19 protein-coding genes are annotated in these 19,029 nt (G+C 67.4%); 13 read left to right on the forward strand and 6 right to left on the reverse strand.

Annotation, left to right across the window (positions count from 1 at the left end; translation table 11 throughout):
• The first annotated feature begins 2 nt into the window (after positions 1–2).
• The 8 genes from IFT55_RS15295 to ribH all read left to right on the forward strand — a co-directional run bounded on the left by IFT55_RS15295 (position 3) and on the right by ribH (position 6,200).
• A complete protein-coding gene (locus tag IFT55_RS15295) occupies positions 3–524 on the forward strand; it encodes a YcxB family protein (protein ID WP_192093224.1) in 522 nt (173 codons plus the stop codon).
• Between the two features lie 41 nt (positions 525–565).
• The gene (gene gltX / locus IFT55_RS15300; protein ID WP_192093225.1) at positions 566–1,882 is read left to right on the forward strand and encodes a glutamate--tRNA ligase; all 1,317 of its coding nucleotides are present in this window, start codon (positions 566–568) and stop codon (positions 1,880–1,882) included.
• Between the two features lie 80 nt (positions 1,883–1,962).
• A complete protein-coding gene (locus tag IFT55_RS15305; protein WP_192093226.1) occupies positions 1,963–2,643 on the forward strand; it encodes an energy transducer TonB in 681 nt (226 codons plus the stop codon).
• A gap of 124 nt (positions 2,644–2,767) precedes the next feature.
• Positions 2,768–3,067: a hypothetical protein gene (locus tag IFT55_RS15310; RefSeq protein WP_192093227.1), complete on the forward strand. Its 300-nt coding sequence runs from the start codon at positions 2,768–2,770 to the stop codon at positions 3,065–3,067.
• A 26-nt stretch (positions 3,068–3,093) separates the two neighbouring features.
• Positions 3,094–4,038 carry a bifunctional diaminohydroxyphosphoribosylaminopyrimidine deaminase/5-amino-6-(5-phosphoribosylamino)uracil reductase RibD gene (gene ribD / locus IFT55_RS15315; protein ID WP_192093286.1) on the forward strand — a complete coding sequence of 315 codons (945 nt, stop codon included), beginning with the start codon at positions 3,094–3,096 and terminating at the stop codon, positions 4,036–4,038.
• A gap of 11 nt (positions 4,039–4,049) precedes the next feature.
• Positions 4,050–4,658, forward strand: a complete 609-nt coding sequence (locus IFT55_RS15320; protein ID WP_192093228.1) for a riboflavin synthase — start codon at positions 4,050–4,052, stop codon at positions 4,656–4,658.
• Positions 4,594–5,778 (forward strand): 3,4-dihydroxy-2-butanone-4-phosphate synthase, encoded by a 1,185-nt coding sequence (gene ribB / locus IFT55_RS15325; protein ID WP_192093229.1) that lies wholly within the window; start codon positions 4,594–4,596, stop codon positions 5,776–5,778. Before IFT55_RS15320 ends, ribB begins: the two co-directional genes overlap by 65 nt.
• The gene (gene ribH, locus IFT55_RS15330) at positions 5,778–6,200 is read left to right on the forward strand and encodes a 6,7-dimethyl-8-ribityllumazine synthase (protein ID WP_192093287.1); all 423 of its coding nucleotides are present in this window, start codon (positions 5,778–5,780) and stop codon (positions 6,198–6,200) included. The genes ribB and ribH overlap by 1 nt, the downstream gene beginning before the upstream one ends.
• 31 nt (positions 6,201–6,231) lie before the next feature.
• Here the strand turns inward: ribH and IFT55_RS15335 are convergent, their stop codons facing one another.
• Positions 6,232–6,849 (reverse strand): YbhB/YbcL family Raf kinase inhibitor-like protein, encoded by a 618-nt coding sequence (locus tag IFT55_RS15335; protein WP_192093230.1) that lies wholly within the window; start codon positions 6,847–6,849, stop codon positions 6,232–6,234.
• A gap of 315 nt (positions 6,850–7,164) precedes the next feature.
• On the opposite strand from IFT55_RS15335, the gene IFT55_RS15340 reads away from it, so the two are divergent.
• The gene (locus IFT55_RS15340; RefSeq protein ID WP_192093231.1) at positions 7,165–9,264 is read left to right on the forward strand and encodes an EAL domain-containing protein; all 2,100 of its coding nucleotides are present in this window, start codon (positions 7,165–7,167) and stop codon (positions 9,262–9,264) included.
• 60 nt (positions 9,265–9,324) lie between these two features.
• Positions 9,325–10,437 carry an ATP-binding cassette domain-containing protein gene (locus IFT55_RS15345; protein ID WP_192093232.1) on the forward strand — a complete coding sequence of 371 codons (1,113 nt, stop codon included), beginning with the start codon at positions 9,325–9,327 and terminating at the stop codon, positions 10,435–10,437.
• Here the strand turns inward: IFT55_RS15345 and IFT55_RS15350 are convergent.
• From IFT55_RS15350 to IFT55_RS15360, 3 genes are read right to left on the reverse strand one after another with little or no spacing between them, the layout of a single operon-like run.
• Positions 10,398–11,258, reverse strand: coding sequence for a carbohydrate ABC transporter permease (locus tag IFT55_RS15350; protein ID WP_192093233.1), 861 nt, complete (start codon positions 11,256–11,258; stop codon positions 10,398–10,400). The genes IFT55_RS15345 and IFT55_RS15350 overlap by 40 nt on opposite strands.
• The gene (locus IFT55_RS15355) at positions 11,249–12,130 is read right to left on the reverse strand and encodes a carbohydrate ABC transporter permease (RefSeq protein WP_192093234.1); all 882 of its coding nucleotides are present in this window, start codon (positions 12,128–12,130) and stop codon (positions 11,249–11,251) included. The genes IFT55_RS15350 and IFT55_RS15355 overlap by 10 nt, the downstream gene beginning before the upstream one ends.
• 19 nt (positions 12,131–12,149) lie before the next feature.
• Positions 12,150–13,418 carry an extracellular solute-binding protein gene (locus IFT55_RS15360; RefSeq protein ID WP_192093235.1) on the reverse strand — a complete coding sequence of 423 codons (1,269 nt, stop codon included), beginning with the start codon at positions 13,416–13,418 and terminating at the stop codon, positions 12,150–12,152.
• A 100-nt stretch (positions 13,419–13,518) separates the two neighbouring features.
• On the opposite strand from IFT55_RS15360, the gene IFT55_RS15365 reads away from it, so the two are divergent.
• The 3 genes from IFT55_RS15365 to IFT55_RS15375 are packed head-to-tail and all read left to right on the forward strand — an operon-like array spanning position 13,519 to position 18,334.
• Entirely contained in the window at positions 13,519–16,404 is a 2,886-nt protein-coding gene (locus IFT55_RS15365) for a TonB-dependent receptor plug domain-containing protein (protein ID WP_249403865.1), read from the forward strand.
• 41 nt (positions 16,405–16,445) lie between these two features.
• Entirely contained in the window at positions 16,446–17,177 is a 732-nt protein-coding gene (locus IFT55_RS15370; protein ID WP_192093236.1) for a glycosyltransferase family 2 protein, read from the forward strand.
• Positions 17,178–17,182: 5 nt separating this feature from the next.
• Positions 17,183–18,334 carry a DUF1624 domain-containing protein gene (locus IFT55_RS15375; RefSeq protein WP_192093237.1) on the forward strand — a complete coding sequence of 384 codons (1,152 nt, stop codon included), beginning with the start codon at positions 17,183–17,185 and terminating at the stop codon, positions 18,332–18,334.
• A 13-nt stretch (positions 18,335–18,347) separates the two neighbouring features.
• Here the strand turns inward: IFT55_RS15375 and IFT55_RS15380 are convergent, their stop codons facing one another.
• Both IFT55_RS15380 and IFT55_RS15385 read right to left on the reverse strand, forming a co-directional pair.
• Positions 18,348–18,716, reverse strand: a complete 369-nt coding sequence (locus IFT55_RS15380) for an antitoxin Xre/MbcA/ParS toxin-binding domain-containing protein (RefSeq protein WP_192093238.1) — start codon at positions 18,714–18,716, stop codon at positions 18,348–18,350.
• A complete protein-coding gene (locus tag IFT55_RS15385) occupies positions 18,713–18,883 on the reverse strand; it encodes a hypothetical protein (protein ID WP_192093239.1) in 171 nt (56 codons plus the stop codon). The genes IFT55_RS15380 and IFT55_RS15385 overlap by 4 nt, the downstream gene beginning before the upstream one ends.
• Positions 18,884–19,029: the final 146 nt, after the last annotated feature.

A 19,029-nucleotide genomic window follows, 5' to 3' on the forward strand; every position in this document is an offset into this window, starting at 1 on the left:
GAATGGTCGAGGTCACGTTCACGCCGAGTGCGGACGATTATGTCCGGTTGCAGCGGGCGATGTACCTGCGCCAGTTGCGATCACGGCGGTTCGTTACCCGAATTGCAGTGTTGGTCGTGGTGGCGGCGATGATGGCATTCCTGATCGTTACCGGGGAACGGGTAGACATCGCGACGCTGATCGCGAGCGGTGGCGCGATCGCTGGTGTTGTCGGACTGGCGGCATGTATTTTCGTCAACTGGCTGTTCCTGCCGCGTCGCTCGCGGGCGCTGTTCGCGCAGCAGCGCACGCTCCACCACGAACATCATACCATCTTCGACGCATGGGGCATGCGGCAGCACAGCCCGCGTGCCGATATCGCGCTGCCGTGGGACGAGTTTCCATACTGGCATCTGGCGCGCGACGTCCTGTTGATCTTCAGCAACGATCTGCTCGCCTATTTCATTCCGCGCCGGGCAATGTCCGACGAACAATTGGCGCAGGCGGTGGCGATCCTGACGGACGCCGGGGTGCCGCGCCGCTGATCCGGTTGCCGCGCTGCCGGGCACCGCCTACACGCCGCGCCATGACCGTCACCCGTTTCGCCCCTAGCCCGACCGGGCACCTGCACATCGGCAATCTGCGCACTGCGCTCCACAACTGGATGTATGCGAAGCGGCATGGCGGACGGTTCCTGCTGCGGATCGACGACACCGATCCTGCACGTAGTGAAGAGCGGTTCGTCGATGCGATCCGCACCGATCTGGCGTGGCTGGGGCTGGTGCCCGACGGCGAGGAGCGGCAGTCGGCGCGGTTCGACCGGTACGAGGCGGTGTTCGCCGAACTGGTCGCCGCCGGGCGGATCTATCCGGCCTATGAGACGCCCGAGGAACTCGACCTGCGCCGCAAGGTGCTGGCGGGGCGAGGGTTGCCGCCGGTCTATGACCGCGCGGCGCTGGCACTGACCGATGCGGATCGCGCGCGGATGGAGGGCGAGGGGCGTACGCCGCACTGGCGCTTCCGGCTGGACCATGCGCCGATCGAATGGGACGACATGGTACGGGGGGCGCAGCGGTTCGACGGGGCTCTGTTGTCCGATCCGGTGGTGCGCCGGGCTGACGGGTCGTGGCTGTACCTGTTGCCGTCGGTGATCGACGACGCCGACATGGCCGTGACGCATGTCGTGCGCGGCGAGGATCATGTTTCGAACACCGCGACCCAGATGCAGATGTTCGCGGCGATGGGCGCAACGCCGCCGACTTTCGCGCACGAGGCGTTGCTGGTCGGCAGCGAAGGCAAGTTGTCGAAGCGGCTGGGGTCGCTCGGCATCGATCATTTCCGGGGCGCCGGGATCGAGCCGGAAGCGGTGGTGGCGTTGCTGGCGCGGCTGGGGACCAGCGATCCGGTGGAGCCGGTGACCGATCGACAGACCCTGATCGACACGTTCGACTTTGCCCGGTTCGGACGCGCGCCGGCCCGGTTCGACGAGGCCGAACTGGCGCAGCTGAACACGCGGATCGTCCATCAGCTTCCGTTCGAACGGGTGGCGGCGACCTTGCCGGCGGACATGGACGCGGCGGCATGGGACGCGGTGCGTGGCAATCTCGACCGGGTAGGCGATGCCGCCGACTGGTGGCGGGTCGTGACGGGGCCGGTCGAGCCGGCCGCGTTCGATGCGGAGGACCGCGCGTTCCTGACGACGGCGGCACGGGTGGCGCGATCGATCGACTGGGATGCGCCATGGGCGGCGCTGACCGGCGCGCTGAAGGCGGAGACGGGACGCAAGGGCAAGGCGCTGTTCCTGCCGCTGCGCCTTGCGCTGACCGGGCGTGCGCATGGGCCGGACATGGCGGCGCTGTTGCCGTTGATCGGACGCGAGCGGGCGTTGACGCGACTGGAGTGATTTACCGCTTTACCCGACATCGGTTATGGTATCTCATCACATTGCCGAATTGGCGTGGGAGAATCGACAGGAGTCGAACGATGGCGGGATATCAGGGACAACGCGGCTGGAACCCGGTGAGTCTGGGCGCGGCGGTAGCGATCAACGGCGGGGTGCTGGCGGTGCTGATGCTGGCGACGGGCGTGACGAAGGGGATTCCCGATCCATTCAAGCCGATCGAGGCGGTCAACATTCCGATCGATCCGCCGCCACCGCCGCCCAAGGATGAGGTGAAGCCGGTGGAGCGTAGCGTGACCGATCCGGCGCCGGTGCCGGACCCGTATGTTCCACCTCCACCCTATCCGGCGCCGGGACCGGTAATCGAATCGACCGAGGTCCTGCCGACGCAGCCGCCGCCTACGCTGCCGATGACGGTGCCTGCAGGGACCGGATCGGGCGGGACCGGGGCGGCGGCGATCCCCGCCCTGCCGGTGCTGGTGTCGGCCAGCGTAGATCCGCGCTACCGCGACGATTTCCAGCCCGATTACCCGCCGGCCGAACGCAACGAAGGCCGCGACGGGGTGGTGACGGTCCGCGTGCTGGTCGGTCGTGACGGGCGCGTTGCCCGGATCGAACCGATACAGGCGACGAGCGATGCGTTCTTTCAGGCGACGAAGCGTCGCGCGCTGTCGAAATGGCGGTTCCGCCCCGCGACGCGCGACGGCGTGCCGACCGAAAGCTGGCGCGAAATGACGGTACGCTTCACGATGGAGGATGCGTGATCGCGGAAAAATGACGCGGATCGCCGCCGCCGCGGGGGCTGGCGGCGATCCCGTGCCGTGCCTATCTTGGCCGGTGATGAGACTGCTTCGCCTGTTTTCGCCGGTTCACGCGATCAAAGACTTCGTGGCCTACGTCCGTGGGCGCGAGAAGCATGAATATTGGTTCCTGTTGCTGTCGATCGGCATCACGATGGTGATCGGATGGGGCTTCGTGCACGATTCGCACTTCGAGCGCGCCTATAAGCGCGAAATCATCTACGTCGAAAGCTGGCCCGCGAACCGCAGCGATGCGGAGATCATCGCGCAGCAGCAGATCGATCTGGCGAAGGAACGCGCGGCCACCGCTGAGTTCGAGCGCGAACGTGCCAAGCGGCAGGCGGAGTGGAAGCGGATCGACAATCAGTTGCGAAGCTGGGGCATCTGACCCACCCCGTCGATGATGCGCGCTGGATGGGCGCGGCGCTGACCTTGTCGGAGCGGACGCGCGGGCGGACCGCGCCCAACCCCAATGTCGGTTGCATGCTGGTTCGCGACGGTCGTGTCGTCGGGCGCGGATGGACCGACGTGGATGGCCGGCCGCATGCGGAGGCGATGGCGCTGGCGGCGGCCGGGGACGACGCAGCAGGCGCGACCGCCTATGTCACGCTGGAACCCTGCGCGCATCGGTCGTCGCGCGGGCCCGCGTGTGCCGACCTGCTGATCGCGGCGGGGGTAGAGCGTGTCGTCGTGGCGACGGGTGATCCCGATCTACGTACCGATGGACAGGGAATCGCGAGGCTTCGTGCCGCCGGGATCGATGTTGTAGCGGGCGTACGGCAGGACGACGCCGAACGCGCGATGGCGGGGTTCCTGACGCGCACCCGGTACGGGCGCCCGTTCGTCACGCTGAAACTGGCCATGTCGCTGGACGGTGCGGTCGCGCGGTTGGATGGGCAAAGCCGGTGGATCACCGGCCCTGCCGCCCGCGCCCACGGCCATCTGGAACGCAGCCGGCACGAGGCGATCGTGGTCGGGCGCGGCACGGCGGAGATCGACCGACCAAAACTGGACGTACGTCTGCCGGGGCTGTCGTCGCGCAGTCCGATGCGTGTCGTGCTGTCGGCCGATTGCGCCGACATGGCCGGGTTCGTGATGCTGCCGTCGATCGCGGCGCTGGGCGACCTGCCGGGCGACCATGTGCTGGTGGAGGGTGGCGCGGCGACGGCGGCGGCGTTCCTGCGCGACGATGCCGTCGACCGGCTGCTGTTGTACCGCGCGCCGATTCTGGTCGGGCATGGCCGGACGTTGCCCGATATCGGTTTGACCGATCTGGAACAGGCGCATGGACGCTGGCGGCTGCACGATGCCCGCATGCTTGGCAGCGACCGGCTGGAAGTCTACGAGCGCGCCAGATAAGGAGCCGCCACGTGTTCACCGGAATAGTCAGCGACGTCGGGCGCATCGAATCGGTCGTAAGGACCGGCGACCTCCGCGTCCGCATCGCGACCGCCTATGATACCGCCACCGTCGATCTGGGCGCGTCGATCGCCTGTTCGGGCGTCTGCCTGACCGTGGTCGAAAAGGGGCCGGGATGGTTCGCGGTGGACGTGTCGGGCGAAACCGTGTCGCGCACCGCGACCGATCAATGGGTCGAAGGGCGCGCGCTGAACCTCGAACGCGCGCTGAAGTTGGGCGACGAACTGGGCGGGCATATCGTCACGGGCCATGTCGACGGCGTGGCGCGGGTCGTTGCGGTCGAACCGGATGGCGATTCGGTTCGGATCGCCTTTGCCGTCGACCGCGCGCTGGCACCGTTCGTCGCGGCAAAGGGATCGGTGACGATCGACGGGGTGTCGCTGACGGTCAACGCGGTCGAGGACGACGCCGATACCGCACGCTTCGCGATCAATCTCATCCCCCATACCCGATCGGTAACGACGCTCGGCACGCTGGCGACCGACCGGACGGTCAATGTCGAGATCGACGTCCTCGCCCGCTATCTCATGCGAATGGAACAGGTTCGTGCACAATCCTGAACTGGCGGGTCTCCGCCACGCCTTTCTTTCCAGCCCCGAAGAAATCATCGATGAGGCGCGCAACGGGCGCATGTTCATCTTGGTCGACGACGAGGACCGAGAGAACGAGGGCGATCTGGTCATCCCGGCGCAGATGGCGACGCCCGACGCGATCAACTTCATGGCGCGGCACGGGCGCGGGCTGATCTGCCTCGCCATGACCAAGGGTCGGATCGAACAGCTCGGTCTCGACCTGATGGCGCGCAACAACGGCACGCGGCATGAAACCGCGTTTACCGTGTCGATCGAAGCGCGCGACGGCGTGACGACCGGCATTTCCGCCGCCGATCGTGCCCGCACCGTCGCGGTCGCGATCGACGCCGCCAAGGAAGCGGCGGAGATCGTGACGCCCGGTCACGTGTTCCCGCTGGTTGCGCGCGAGGGCGGGGTGCTGGTCCGCGCCGGCCATACCGAGGCGGCGGTCGACGTGTCGCGCCTCGCCGGCCTGAATCCGTCGGGCGTGATCTGCGAGATCATGAACGACGACGGCACGATGGCGCGGATGGACGATCTGGTCGCCTTTGCCCAGTTGCACGGACTGCGCATCGGCACGATCCGCGACCTGATCGCGTATCGCCGCCGCCATGATCATCTGGTCGAAAAGCGCGCCGAAACCATGTTCGACAGCGAATGGGGCGGTGAATGGCGCGCCATGTCGTTCTGGAACAAGGCGACGGGCAGCGAGCAGGTCGCGCTGGTCAAGGGACTGATCGATCCGTCGAAGCCGACGCTGGTGCGGATGCACGCGCTGTCGCCGTTCGCCGACCTGTTCGGCGAGGGCGGGATGCGTGGCGGTCTGTTGCGGCAGTCGATGCGGATCATCGCGGAGGAAGGCGCCGGCGTGGTCGTTGTCATCAGCAAGCCGCGCCCCGACACGCTGGCGCTGGCGATCCACGCGCGGACCGGCGCGGTGGTGCCCGACATGGAGGAACTGCGCGATTACGGCGTCGGTGCGATGATCCTGAACGAACTGGGCGTCGAGGATATGATATTGCTGACCAATACCCACCATACGCTGGTCGGGCTGGACGGCTATGGTTTGAAGATCGTCGGCGAACGGCCGATCACGGAGACTGAATGATGGCGCATGTCCTGATCGTCGAGGCGCGTTTCTACGACCATCTGAACGACCTGTTGCTCGACGGTGCGCGGGCGGCGATCGAGGCGGCGGGGCATAGTCATGAAACGGTGACGGTGCCCGGCGCGCTGGAAGTGCCCGGCGCGATCGCGCTGGCCGATGCGAGCGAACGGTTCGATGCGTTCGTCGCGCTGGGTGTCATCATCCGTGGCGAAACCTATCATTTCGAAGTCGTGTCGAACGAAAGCGCGCGGGGGCTGATGAACCTGTCGCTCGAAGGCGTGGCTGTAGGCAACGGCATCCTGACCGTCGAGGACGAGGCGCAGGCCCTGACGCGGGCGAAGCGGACGGAGAAGGACAAGGGCGGCGAGGCAGCGAAGGCGGCGTTGGCGATGCTGGCGTTGCGCGACCGGTTCACGGAATAGGCTTTCGCCCGCGCCGCCACGCCGCCCGCGATCAGGCGGGGGCGGCTGCGCCGACCGGGCCGATGTCGGCCGGTTCGCCGCGCGAATAGGTTCCGGTCAGGATACCCGCCGCCAGCACGCGGCCGGCCATCGCTTCGACCACCGCGCTGCGGCCGGGGCTGTGGTCGACATCCGGGCCGATCGACAGCGCGAACAGCTGAAACGCATAGCGGTGTTCGCCATGGCCGTTCGGGGGATCGGGCGGCAGCCAGCCTTCGCGTAGATAGCTGTTGCGGCCGACATCCCCATGTTCGTCGTCGCCATCGCCATCGGGGGCGATGGCCCCTTCGGCAAGCTGGCCGTCCTGCGCGGGCAGGCCCCAGACGATCGCGTGGACTAGCGGTTGCGGCGACGGCGCGTCGGGATCCTCGACCACCAGCACCAGCGTCGTGGCGTTTTCGGGCACGCCACGCCAGTGGAGCGGCGGGGACACGCCCGCGCCATCGGCGGTGAACCGTTCGGGCAGACGCTGTCCGTCGGCGAAGGCGAGGCTGGACAGTTCGAGGCTGTCGAACTGGCCCAGCACCGGATCGACGATGGTCAGTTTCGACGCGCCCGCCCGGACGCCGCGCAATACGACCCCCAGCCATGCCGGTACATGTTCGAGCATCCGCGATCCTTTCGTTTCGGTCCTGAAGGATAACCGGTGGGAACGCGGAGAGGTCCATCACGAGCAGGACTTCATCGGAAACCGTAGCCGCGCGGCTCGGCCAGACTCTTGCCGATCGGCTGCATCGGTCGCTTGGTGCAGCGCATGCCGCTGGATATATCCCCGTCCGAACGGAATGGTGCGGACGAGGCCAGGCCTCGTGGGGCTGGCCGTCGGTCTGGTCACGGCGTTCACGATAGGTGACGGCAGGGGATACCGCGATCCAAACGCGATGGTAACCTTATGGCGTTAACCGCTTGCCCGAAGGAGACCGGCGTGCGGAACTCGATCGCCAAGAAAGCCACTGCTGCCTGTATCGCCATGCTGGTTCTGACCATGTTGCTAGTGGGTTATGGCGTTCGGGTTAGTGCGCGGGTTCAGGCGGCGAATGAACACATTCACCTGTTCAGCAGCATGCTGCGCCAGCAGGACGAGGAAGACCGGATGCAGCGACAGCTGCGGCTGGCGCTGGGCGATATCACGCGGCAGGCGGAACAGGGACGGCCGGTGTCGGCGGTAAGCCTTGGCGAACTGACGGCATCGCTGCGCCGGTTTTCGGCGCTGTCGGCATCGTCGTCGCGCGAGCGGCAGTCCGGCGTTCCGCCGCAGATCCGCCGGTCGCAAGTCACGACGTACGCAGCGACGCAGGGCTTCGTGCACAGCGGGGAACGGTTGCTGGTCGTGTCGCAGCGCGAGCCCGCCGCGATCAAGAAGGAGATGCCGCGCTTCCTCGACGCACTCAAACGGCTGGAAGGCGAACGCACCGACCTGCGCCAGAAACTGGGACAGCGGATCGGGTTGATCGCGGATGACACGATCGCGTTCAACCGGCGCAGCGCGCTATGGCTGAGTGCGGGCGGGGCGGCGGCGATCCTGATCCTGTTCGCGCTGGCGCTGTGGCTGCGGCTGCGCGTGGTCGTGCCGCTGGTGGCGATCGCGCGGCGGCTGCGCCAGCTGGCCGACGACGACATCGCGATCGAAGCGGTGCCGGGCGGCGGACGCGACGACGAGATCGGCGAACTGGCCCGCGGCCTGTCCGAGTATCGCGACGCGGTGGCGCAACGCACCGCCGCCCAGCGCAAGGTCGATTTCCTTGCGCATCACGACGTGCTGACCGGATTGCCCAACCGGCTGCTGTTCGAGAACCGGCTGGCGCACGAACTGCTGCGCTGTCGCCGCAGCGGGGAACAGGTCGCCCTGTTCGCGATCGACATGGACGGGTTCAAGGAGATCAACGACCGCCACGGCCATGCCGGCGGCGACAATGCGCTGCGCCACGCCGCGCGACTGCTGCGCGAGTGCGTGCGCGCCGACGATCTGGTCGCGCGGATCGGCGGCGACGAATTCGCGATCGTCCAGGTCGCCGGACCGCAACCGGCAGCGGCGGAATCGTTGCTGGCGCGCCTGTCCGACGCCACCGCCGCGACGATTCAGCACGAAATGCCGATCCGCATGAGCATCGGCGTAGCGATTTCGGGGACCGGACAGGATGCCGAATCGCTGTACGATTCGGCCGATCTGGCATTGTACCGCGCCAAGTCCGACGGACGGAACACCGCGCGTTTCTTCGATATCGAGATGCAGGAAGAGGTTCGGTTGCGGCGTCGGCTGGCCCGCGATCTGGAAACCGCGATCGACGGGGGCGAGTTGTACGTCGTGTTCCAGCCGATCGCGACCGTGACGCGGCGGACCGTAGGGTTCGAGGCTCTGTTGCGGTGGGCGCATCCCGAGCTGGGCGAGATCGCGCCATCGACCTTCATCGCGATCGCGGAGGCGACCGGCCAGATCGCGCGGATCGGCAAATGGATGGCGCAACAGGCGATGCACGTCGCGGCGCAGTGGCCCGATACCATCGATCTGTCGCTCAACCTGTCGCCGCTGGAGTTCCGCGAGGCGGGGCTGGCGGGCGAGTTGCTGGCGCTGGCCGCGCACCACGGCGTCGCGCCCGTGCGGCTGAAGTTCGAGGTGACGGAGAGCGTCACGTTGCTGGGTCACAACCGCGACGCCGTGCTGGCGACGCTGCGCGAATTGCAGGGTGCCGGTGCCCGGATCGCCATGGACGATTTCGGCACCGGCCATTCCTCGCTGAGCAACCTGAAGGATTTCGAGTTCGACCAGTTGAAGATCGACCGCAGCTTCGTCGCAGCGATGCTGTCGCACCGCCCGTCCGCGTCGATCGTCAAGGCGACGATCGGGCTGGGCCGCAGCCTGGGCCTCTCGATCGTCGCCGAAGGCGTCGAGACGCGCGAACAGCTGGACCAGCTACGCGCATGGGGCTGCGAGCTGGTGCAAGGCTATTATCTGGGTCGCCCCGCGCGCTGGGGCGAGGACGCGGCGACGCTGTCGGCAAGGGACGGTACGGTCGTGACGGTTTAGGCGCGCGCCTTGCACGCCCACCGCCGCCATGGGAAAGCGCGGCAGCAGGGAGAGTAGCGCGTGGCGAGTGTCGAAATATCCGGCCTTGGCAAAAGGTTCGGAACGAGCGTCGCGCTGGAGCCGACCGACCTTTCGATCGCGGACGGCGAATTCGTGGTCATCGTAGGGCCGTCGGGATGCGGCAAGTCGACGCTGTTGCGCCTGATCGCCGGGCTGGAGGAACCCAGTTCGGGCAGCATCCATGTCGGCGGCCGCGACGTCACCCACGCCGCGCCGGCCGATCGCGGACTGGCGATGGTGTTCCAGTCCTATGCGCTCTATCCCCATCTGACCGTCGCGGAGAACATCGCCTTTCCCCTGCGCGTCGCGGGCGTGCCGGCGGCGGAGCGACGTGCGCGGGTGGCGGCGGTGGCAGAATCGCTGGACCTGACGCCCTATCTGTCGCGCCGGCCTGCCGCGCTGTCGGGCGGGCAGCGCCAGCGGGTGTCGATCGCGCGCGCGATCGTGCGTACGCCGCAGGTGCTGTTGCTCGACGAGCCGTTGTCGAACCTCGACACCGAATTGCGCGTGCGGATGCGGCACGAGTTCGCGCGGCTACACGCACAACTGGCCGCGACGATGATCTATGTCACGCACGACCAACTGGAAGCGATGACGTTAGCCAATCGAATCATCGTGATGGGTGCCGGACGGGTGGAGCAGGTGGGTGCGCCGATCGATTTGTATGACGCGCCTGCGACGCTGGCGGTGGCGCGCGCGATCGGGTCGCCGGGCATGAATTTGATGCCCGCCACGATCGTCGCTGCCGATGCCGACGGCGTGACCATCGCCGTGTCCGACGGGAACCGGTTGCGCGCGACGGTGCGCGGCGTGGCGGGGAGCGCAGTGACGCTGGGTGTGCGGCCCGAGCATCTGGTGGCGGGCGCGGCGGGGCCGTTCACCGGCACGGTCGAACTGTTCGAGCGGCTTGGGCCGTTGTCGTTCGCGCATCTGGGCGGGCGGGGCGCGACCGCGACGGTGGTGGCGCAGCTGCCCGGCGATCGGCGGGTTACGCTGGGCGAGACGCTGGCGTTCGGCATCGCGCCGGACCGGGTCCACCTGTTCGACGCGGACGGACAGGCGCTGGCTCGGACCTACCCCTTCACGCTGCCGCCGAGCAGCCCGCGCATGTAGAAGCGTTGCAGCGCGACGAACAGCGCCAGCACGGGCAGCGTCGTGACCACCGCCGCCGCCATCATCAGTTCGCCGTCCGCCGCATGTTCGCGCACGATCGCCGCGACCGCGACGGGCAGCGTATATTTATGCTGGTCCGTCAGCACGATCAGCGGCCACAGGAAATCGTTCCAGCTTCCCAGAAACAGGAACAGCGCGAGCGTGACCGTGATCGGGGCCAGCAGCGGCAGCACGATCGAGACGAAGATGCGCCCTTCGCTGGCCCCGTCCAGCCGCGCGGCGTCGATCATCTCGTCCGGGATGCGCAATGCCGCCTGTCGTACGAACAGAACCGCGAAGATTCCCGCCAGCCCCGGCAGGATCACGCCGGCATAGCTGTTCACCAGCCCGAGTTCGCGGAACATCAGGAACAGCGGCAGCATCGCGACCTGACCCGGCACGACCAGCGCCGCGATCAGCATCCGCAACAGCCGTTCGCGCCCGGTGAAGCGCAGCTTGGCGAAGGCATAGCCGGCGGGCACCGTCAGCAGCAGCCCGAGCAGCGTCGCGAGCGTCGCGACGAACAGGCTGTTCCACAATGCAGGCAGGACGCGGTAATCGAACCACGCGCCGTCGATCAGCCGGCGGACGAGCAGTTCGTGATAATTCTCCAGCGACCAGCGCGACGGCCAGAAGGGCGGGGGAAACCGCCCCGATTCACCGCGCGGCATGAACGACACCGTCACCATCCAGACCAGCGGCAGCAGCGTCACCGCCGTCAGCAGCGCGACCGCGCCGTTGGCAAGGACCGTGCGGACCGCGAGGCGGCGGTTCACAGCCATTCGTAGCGCCGGCCGAGCCGCGTCTGGACGATCGTGATACCGAGGATCAGCACGAACAGGATCAGCGCCACCGCCGACGCGCGGCCCAGATTCCACCATTTGAAGCCTTCGTCGAACATGAAGTACAGCACCGTCACCGTGCTTTGCGCCGGTCCGCCCATCGTCATGACATAGGGTTCGGCGAACAGTTGCAGGAACCCCGCGACGCTCATCACCGCCGCCAGCAGCAGCGTCGGCCCGATCGCGGGCAGGGTGACGTGACGGAACCGGCCCCAGCGCGATGCGCCGTCCAGCCGTGCGGCTTCCATCAGATCCTGCGGCACCGCCGACAGCGCGGCGGTGAACACGATCATGTTGTAGCCGAAAATCTTCCACGTCACGAACAGGAGGATCGCGGGGATCGACGCGCGCGGATCGCCCAGCCAGTCGATCGGGGCGATACCGACCCGGTCGAGCGCGAGGTTGATAAGGCCGAAGCGGGTGTTGAGCAGGAACCGCCACACGATTGCGGTTGCCACCACGCTGGTGACATAGGGCGCGAACAGGGCGACGCGCCACAGCGGTTTCCACCGCACCGTTGTGTCGTGCAGCAGCAGCGCGGCGGCGAGCGACGCGCCGATCGCCATCGGCACCCCCAGCGCCGCGAACAGCGCGGTGTTGCCCAGCGCCCGCCAGAATAGCGGGGTGGCGAGCAGATCGGTGAAATTGCCCAAGCCCACGAAATCGAGATTCGACCAGTCGGCCAGCGCATAAAGGCTGTAATCGGTGACGCTGAGCGCCAGTGCGAGCAGCGTCGGCAGCACGAATACCAGTGCCACGACGACCAGCACCGGCGCGGAAAACAGCCATGCGGCGCGTTCCTGCCGCGTCATGCGATGCAATCCTGCGGCATCATGCGATGCGTCCCGCATCGACCAGCGCCCGGCGTTTGGCGAGAATGCGGTCGACCCGCGTGTCGATCGCCGCCAGTCCGGCGTCGATCGTGAGCAGGCCGCGCACGATGCGTTCGGCGATCAACTGCACCTCGATCTGGATGCGTTCCCATTCGGGTACGGCGGGAATGGGCGCGGGTTCGCGCATCTGCGCCGCGAAGGGGGCGAGGATGGGGGAGGCGAGTTGCGGCGATCGCCACGCGCTCTGCCGGGCGGGCAGCGTGCCGATCAGCCGCTGGAACCGCAGTTCGTTCTCCGCCGACGTCAGATGGCGGACCAGCGCCCACGCGTCGGCGGGGCGGGCGGTGGCGGCGGATACGCACAGCGTCGCATCGACGCTGAACCCCGGACCGGGACCGGCGGGACCGGCAAGCCGCGCGGTGCCCCAGCGATCGGGCGCAATCTCCGCGCGGCGGCGATGCAGGTCGAGCAGCGTCGTCGGGCCGCTGGGCCAGATCGCATAGAATCCCTGCGCAAAGGCGGCGAACGGGTCCTGCACCTCGGTCGACAGGGCGCGGGGGGCCAGCCCCTCGACAAATAGTGACGCATAGAAGGCGAAGGCGGCGCGCACCGCGTCCGACCGGAAATTGCCGCGCGTATCGTCGTCGCGCAGCAGCGCCGCGCCGCACTGGGCCAGCATGGTGAATAACGCGCCCGGCCAGTTGAGCAGCATCAGGAACACGAAGTCGTCGGGCCGTCGACGTTTCAGCAGGCGCGCCATGTTACGCCAGCCGTTCCAGTCGAGCGGGGGCGTGGCGAAACCGGCGGCGGCCAGCAGGTCGCGGCGGAAATACTGGACCTGCGGCGCGACCGACCATGGGACGGCATAGCCGCGCCCTTCATAGCGCGTCGGCGGAAGGACGCCGGGCACCATATCATCGACCAGCGCCGGAGCGGGCACGGGAGCGATCGCGCCGATCATCGCAAATTCGCCGATCCAGCCGGCGGGCAGCATCAGCACATCGGGCAGCGCGCCGCCGGCCTGCGCGGTCAGCAGCTTTTCATGCGCGGCGGTCCACGGCACCGACTGGACATCCACGGGGATGCCGGTCGCGCGGGTGAAGGCGGGCATCAGGTGCGGCGAATAATCGCCCTCATAGCTCATCGCCCAGAATCGCAGCCCCCGTGGGTCGCGCCCGCGCGCGCAGGCGGCGACGGCGAACGCCCCCGGTCCGGCCAGCACGGTGCGACGGGTCAGCCCGGATGGCGGGGCGGGCGTGGCGTTCATGATTCTCCGGGCCACGCAACCATTTACGCGATCGGCACTTTAAGCATACGATTTAGATCAATAACAGCGCCGGTCCAAATCGGCCCAAAGGGGAAGTCTGATGAGGTTGCCGGCTTTGTCGCGTGCCGCGTTGTTCGCGGGCGCTGCGTTCGTCGTGTCCGCCGCGCCTGCGATGGCGCAGGATGCCACGCCGGCCCCGACCGAAGACGTGGCGGAGACCAGCGAGATCGTCGTCACCGGATCGCGTATCCGTCGCCCCGATTTCGAAGCGCCCAACCCGATCATCTCGCTGGACAGTGCGGCGATCGAACGGTCGGGCAGCACCAACATCACCACGTTCCTGCAACGCGTGCCCGCACTGACCAATTCGCGCGATGCGACGCGGACGGCGGGTGCGTCGCAGGGCGATGGCGCGATCGGGCAGGTCGGCCTGAACCTGCTCGACCTGCGCGGTCTGGGACCGGCGCGGACGCTGGTGCTGGTCAACGGTCGCCGCCATGTCGCGGGCCAGCCGGACAGTGCGGCGGTGGATATCAACGCGATCCCGACCGACCTGATCGAACGGGTCGACGTGCTGACCGGCGGGGCGTCTGCGGTGTACGGCGCGGACGGCGTGTCGGGCGTGGTCAATTTCGTGCTGAAGCGCGATTTCGACGGGCTGGCGGCGCGCGGACAGGTGGGCATTTCCGAACGGGGCGATGCGGGCAACCGGTTCGTGTCGGTCATTGCCGGGCGCAATTTCGCGCAGGATCGCGGCAATGTGACGCTGGCGTACGAATATAACGCCGACGACCCGCTGGCGAACGACGACCGTGATTACCTTGCGCTGGCGCAGCGGCAGTTCTTCGTCAACGCCGACGACTACGATCCGGCGCGGCCGGGCAGCTACCAGCAGGTGCCGGTGCGCGACCTGCGCTATCCGTACGGATCGAACCAGGGCTATGTCGTCATCGGCGACCAGATCTTTCGCGGCGACGGCGCGGTCTATACGCCGGGGCAGTTGCTGAAGAACGATGGTTATTCGATCGGTGGCGACGATACGCCGGTCGCGGGGTATATCGGCGATATCTTTCCCCGGACCGAGCGCCATGCCGTCAACCTGCTGACCCATTTTGATGCGTCGGATGCGTTCCGGGTCAGCATGGAGGGCAAGTTCGTCCAGACCGAGGTGACGACGTTCAGCGGATATGGCGGCAACTATCCGGCGACGATCGCGCTCGACAATCCGTTCATTCCGGCCAGCATCCTGAACGCGGCGCGCGCGGCGGGGCTGACGTCGGTCGATATCAGCCGCAACAATTTCGACATTCCGCGCCGGGGCGAAACCGACCGGCGGCGAACGTGGCGCGGCGTGGTGGATGTCGCGGGGCGGATCAGCGACCATGCGCAGTACGACGTGTCGTACACCTATGGCCGGACCGACGTCCGCGCGACCAAGCTGAACGACCGGCTGAACGACCGTTTCCTCGCCGCGCTGGACGCGGTGCGCGATCCGGCGACGGGCCAGATCGTGTGCCGGTCGCGGGCGGCGGGATGCGTGCCGGTCAACATTTTCGGCGGACGGACGGTCGATCCGGCATCGTTCGATTATTTTCTGAGCAACCCGGCCAGCGACGCGCGGATCACGCAGCACGTGGTCAACGCATCGCTGACCGGCGATTTCGGCCAGTTCCTCACCCTACCCGGCGGGCCGGTCCAGTTCGCGGCGGGCGGCGAGTATCGCAGCGAGAACAGCCGGTTCCGCCCCGCGCAGGCGCTGCTCGACAACGCATTCTATCAATTCGACGAATATATCATCCCGACCCCGTCGGACGGCGGGTTCGACGTATGGGAAGCGTTCGGCGAGGTGAACGTCCCGATCCTGAAGGACGCGCCGTTCGCGCATATCCTGTCGCTGGGCGCGGCGGGGCGGTATTCGGACTATTCCACGATCGGCGCGACGCGGGCGTGGCAGTTCAACGGCATCTGGGCGCCGGTTCGCGACATCAGTTTCCGTGGCAGTTACGGCCAATCGGTACGCGCGCCCAATATCGGTGAGATCTTCCGGCCGCAGACCGGCACCAGCAACTTCTTTTCCGACCCGTGCTATGTCGGCAATCGCGGCAACGGCACCGAATTCCGCGCGGCGAATTGCCAAGCGCTGATTACCGGGCTGGGCGGCAATCCGGCGACGTTCATCGCCGCGAACAACCCCAATGCGACGATCTTCATTCCCGGCACGGTGCAGGGCAATCCCGACCTGCGCGCCGAAACCGCGCGGACATGGACGGCGGGCGTGGTGCTGCGCCCTGGTTTCCTGCCGAACCTGAGCATCGCGCTCGATTGGTACGATATCCGGTTGCGCGATGCGATCAACCAGCCCGACGCCAATGTCATCGCGCAGCTGTGCGTCGACCAGCCGACGCTGGAGAACGTGTATTGCAACGCGATCGGGCGGCAACAGGGGACGGGGTTCATCGACGGCTTCGTCGTGCAGCCGCAGAACGTCGCGGCGTTCCGTACCGCCGGGCTGGAACTCAACGCGACCTATCGCATCGATGCAGGCGCGGCGGGGCGGTTCGACCTGCGGCTGGTCGGCGGGTATCTCGACACGCTGGAACAGGTGGCGACGCCGGGAGCCACGACCGAGAACAATGTCGACGCGTTGTTCCGGCCGCGCTTCAACCTCGCCTTTTCGCCGACGTGGAGCGTCGATGCGCTGACGTTGAGCTATAATCTGCGCTGGCAGAACGGAGTGCGGCGGTTCAGCCGGTTTTCGACCGACGACAATCCCACCTTCGTCGATCCGCGCTATTTCCGGTACAAGGAATTGTGGCAGCACGACGTGCAGGTGCAGATCGAGGCGACCGACGCGTTCGCCTTCTATGCCGGGGTCAATAATCTGGCAGACCAGAAGCCCGATATCGGGTTCGAGACCAACGTGCCGATCTCGCCGGTCGGACGCTATGTCTATGCGGGGGCGAAGGTGAATTTCGGACGGCGGTAACGCGCTTGCGGGATGGCGCGGTGGCGGACATAGCGCTGTCCATGCACGCTTTCCCGATCGACCTGCCGCTGCCCGACTATGATGTCGTCATTCCGTGCCACGACCGTGCGCATGTAGTGGCGGATGCGGTGGCAAGCGTGCTGGCGCAGGACCCTGCGCCGGCGCGGGTCGTGGTGGTCGACGACGGATCGCACGACGACAGTGCCGCCGCGATCCGCGCGGTGGCGCAGGCGCATCCCGGCCGGGTGGAGGCGGCGATCCTGCCGCGCAACGGCGGCGCGTCGAATGCGCGCAATGTCGGGGCCAGCCTGTGCCACGCGCCGTGGATCGCGTTTCTGGACAGCGACGATGTGTGGCTGCCGGGTGCGGCGCGCGCGTTGCTGGGCCGGGCGACGTTGCGTGATGTCGATGTGATCGTGGGGCATTTCGCGCGGGTCGAGGGTGACGGCGCGCCGGGCGAGGCAGAATGCGGCTGGGACGGCGGCGACATCCGCGCCGCGCTGTCCACCGGCGGGGTGATCGGGCCGTCCTGGTCGATCGTGCGCCGCGCGGCGGTGTTCGCGGTCGACGGGTTCGATCCCAGTTTCCGCAACTGCAACGACTGGGACTTCTATACCCGCGTGGCGGCGGGCGGCGGCCGTTTCGCCCGGATCGCGGCGGCGGTGGCACTGTACCGCACGGTGGCGGGGGCGCGGCTGGTCGACGATCTGGTCGCGGGCGACCACAATGCGCGCCGGGTGCTGGCGCATCCGTATCTGGCGACGGCCGGCTGACGGCGATGACGGACACGGGTCGGACGGGCGCAACGGCGCGGCTGTCGAGCATCGACGCGCTGCGTGGGCTGATGATGGCGATCATGCTGATCGATCATCTGCGCGAGACGTGGTTCCTGCACTGGCAGGTCGGCGATCCGGTCGACGTGCGCGCCGTGGCGCCCGCGCTGTTCTTCACGCGGTTCGTCAGCACGATTTGCGCGCCGGTGTTCGTCGCGCTGACCGGCCTGTCGGCATGGCTGTACGGGCAACGGCACGGCACCGCGCAGGCATCGGTGTTCCTGCTGAAACGCGGTGCGTTCCTGATGCTGCTGGAGATCAGTTTCGTCAGCTTCGCATGGTCCGCGAAGTTTCCGCCCGCCACGCTGTGGTTGCAAGTGATCTGGGCGATCGGGCTGTGCATGGTCGTGCTGGCGGCGCTGATCCACCTGCCGCGCGCCGTCCTGATCGCGCTGGGCATTGCGATCGTCGCCGGGCACAACCTGCTGGACGGCGTTAGGCCGGCCTCCGGCGATGCGTTCCATATCCCGTGGGCCATGCTGCACCAGCGCGATGCGTTCGACGTCGCGGGCGTGACGATCAAGACCAGCTATCCGGTGCTGGCGTGGATCGGGGTGATCGTGCTGGGTCACGCGATCGGCCCGTGGTTCGCCGAACCGGCGACGGTGCGGCGGCGTAGATTGATGACGGCGGGCGCGGCAATGCTGGTGGCGTTCGTGGTGCTGCGGATGCTGGACGTCTATGGCGACCGGCCATGGGCGGTGGTGGAGGATGCGCCGTTGCGCAGCGTGATGGCGTTCCTGTCGCTCACCAAATATCCGCCGTCACTGCTGTTCCTGCTGCTGACGCTGGGCGTCGGCGCGATCCTGCTGGCGCAGTTCGAGCGGATCGGACGCGGCCGGGTGTTCGGATGGCTGACCGTGCTCGGTGGGGCACCGATGTTCTTCTACCTGCTGCACCTGTACGTGCTGAAGGCGACGTACCTGATCGCGATAGCGATCTGGGGACCGAACAAGGGCGAGGTGTTCGGGATCGATCATCTCGGATGGCTATACGCGTGGTATGCCGTGCTGATCGTTCCGCTGTATATCCCGACGCGCTGGTTCGCGGCGCTGAAGCAGCGGCGTCGGGATATCGGCTGGCTGAAATATCTGTAACGGCCCGAAGGCGTTACGCCGTGCGGGCCGCCATGCTAGCTTCGACGGTCGCCAGACCTTCGGCACTGGCGATGGCGAGGTCGAGCGGGCGACCGCCCAGATCGTCGTCATGCGCGTTCAGGAACGCCACCGCCGCGTCGCGTTCGCCGAACAGGCGGAACGCGGTGGTCGCGACCTGTCCCTGCCGGGCCGCCTGTTCGGGCGTCAGGCGGACGGTCGTGAACTTGCGGCGAAAGCGCATCGATTGCGGCTTGCGCGTATCATCCGCCACCGCGGCATCGGCCGGAGGTGCGTCCGCCACGCCATCGTCGGGCGTATCGACCGAATCGGCGGGCGCATCGATCGCGGCTTCGTCGCGCGTATCGTCGTCGAGCGCGCTCATGCCGCCACCATCCGGCCGGCGGCGCCGAGCAGGTCGCGTGCGTTGAGGATACGGCGTTCATAGCCGCGCGCCATACCGGCATGCGAACAGGCGGCTTCGGGCGAGGCGGCACGATCGGCACGCATCAGCGCGACCTGGTGACGATGCAGAAGATAATTGAGGTCCATCAGCGACGCTCCAACAGCGTAAGCGAAAGCGCGCACGTCTTCCGGTCGCTGGCGCTTACGGACCATCTGCCAACGATGCTTCTTATATGGGAACGTTTGGTCGTTTCGCCAGTGCAGCGACAAAACGAACCAGATGGGAACATTCG

This window comes from Sphingomonas sp. CFBP 13720, assembly GCF_014842075.1.
Lineage (GTDB): Bacteria > Pseudomonadota > Alphaproteobacteria > Sphingomonadales > Sphingomonadaceae > Sphingomonas.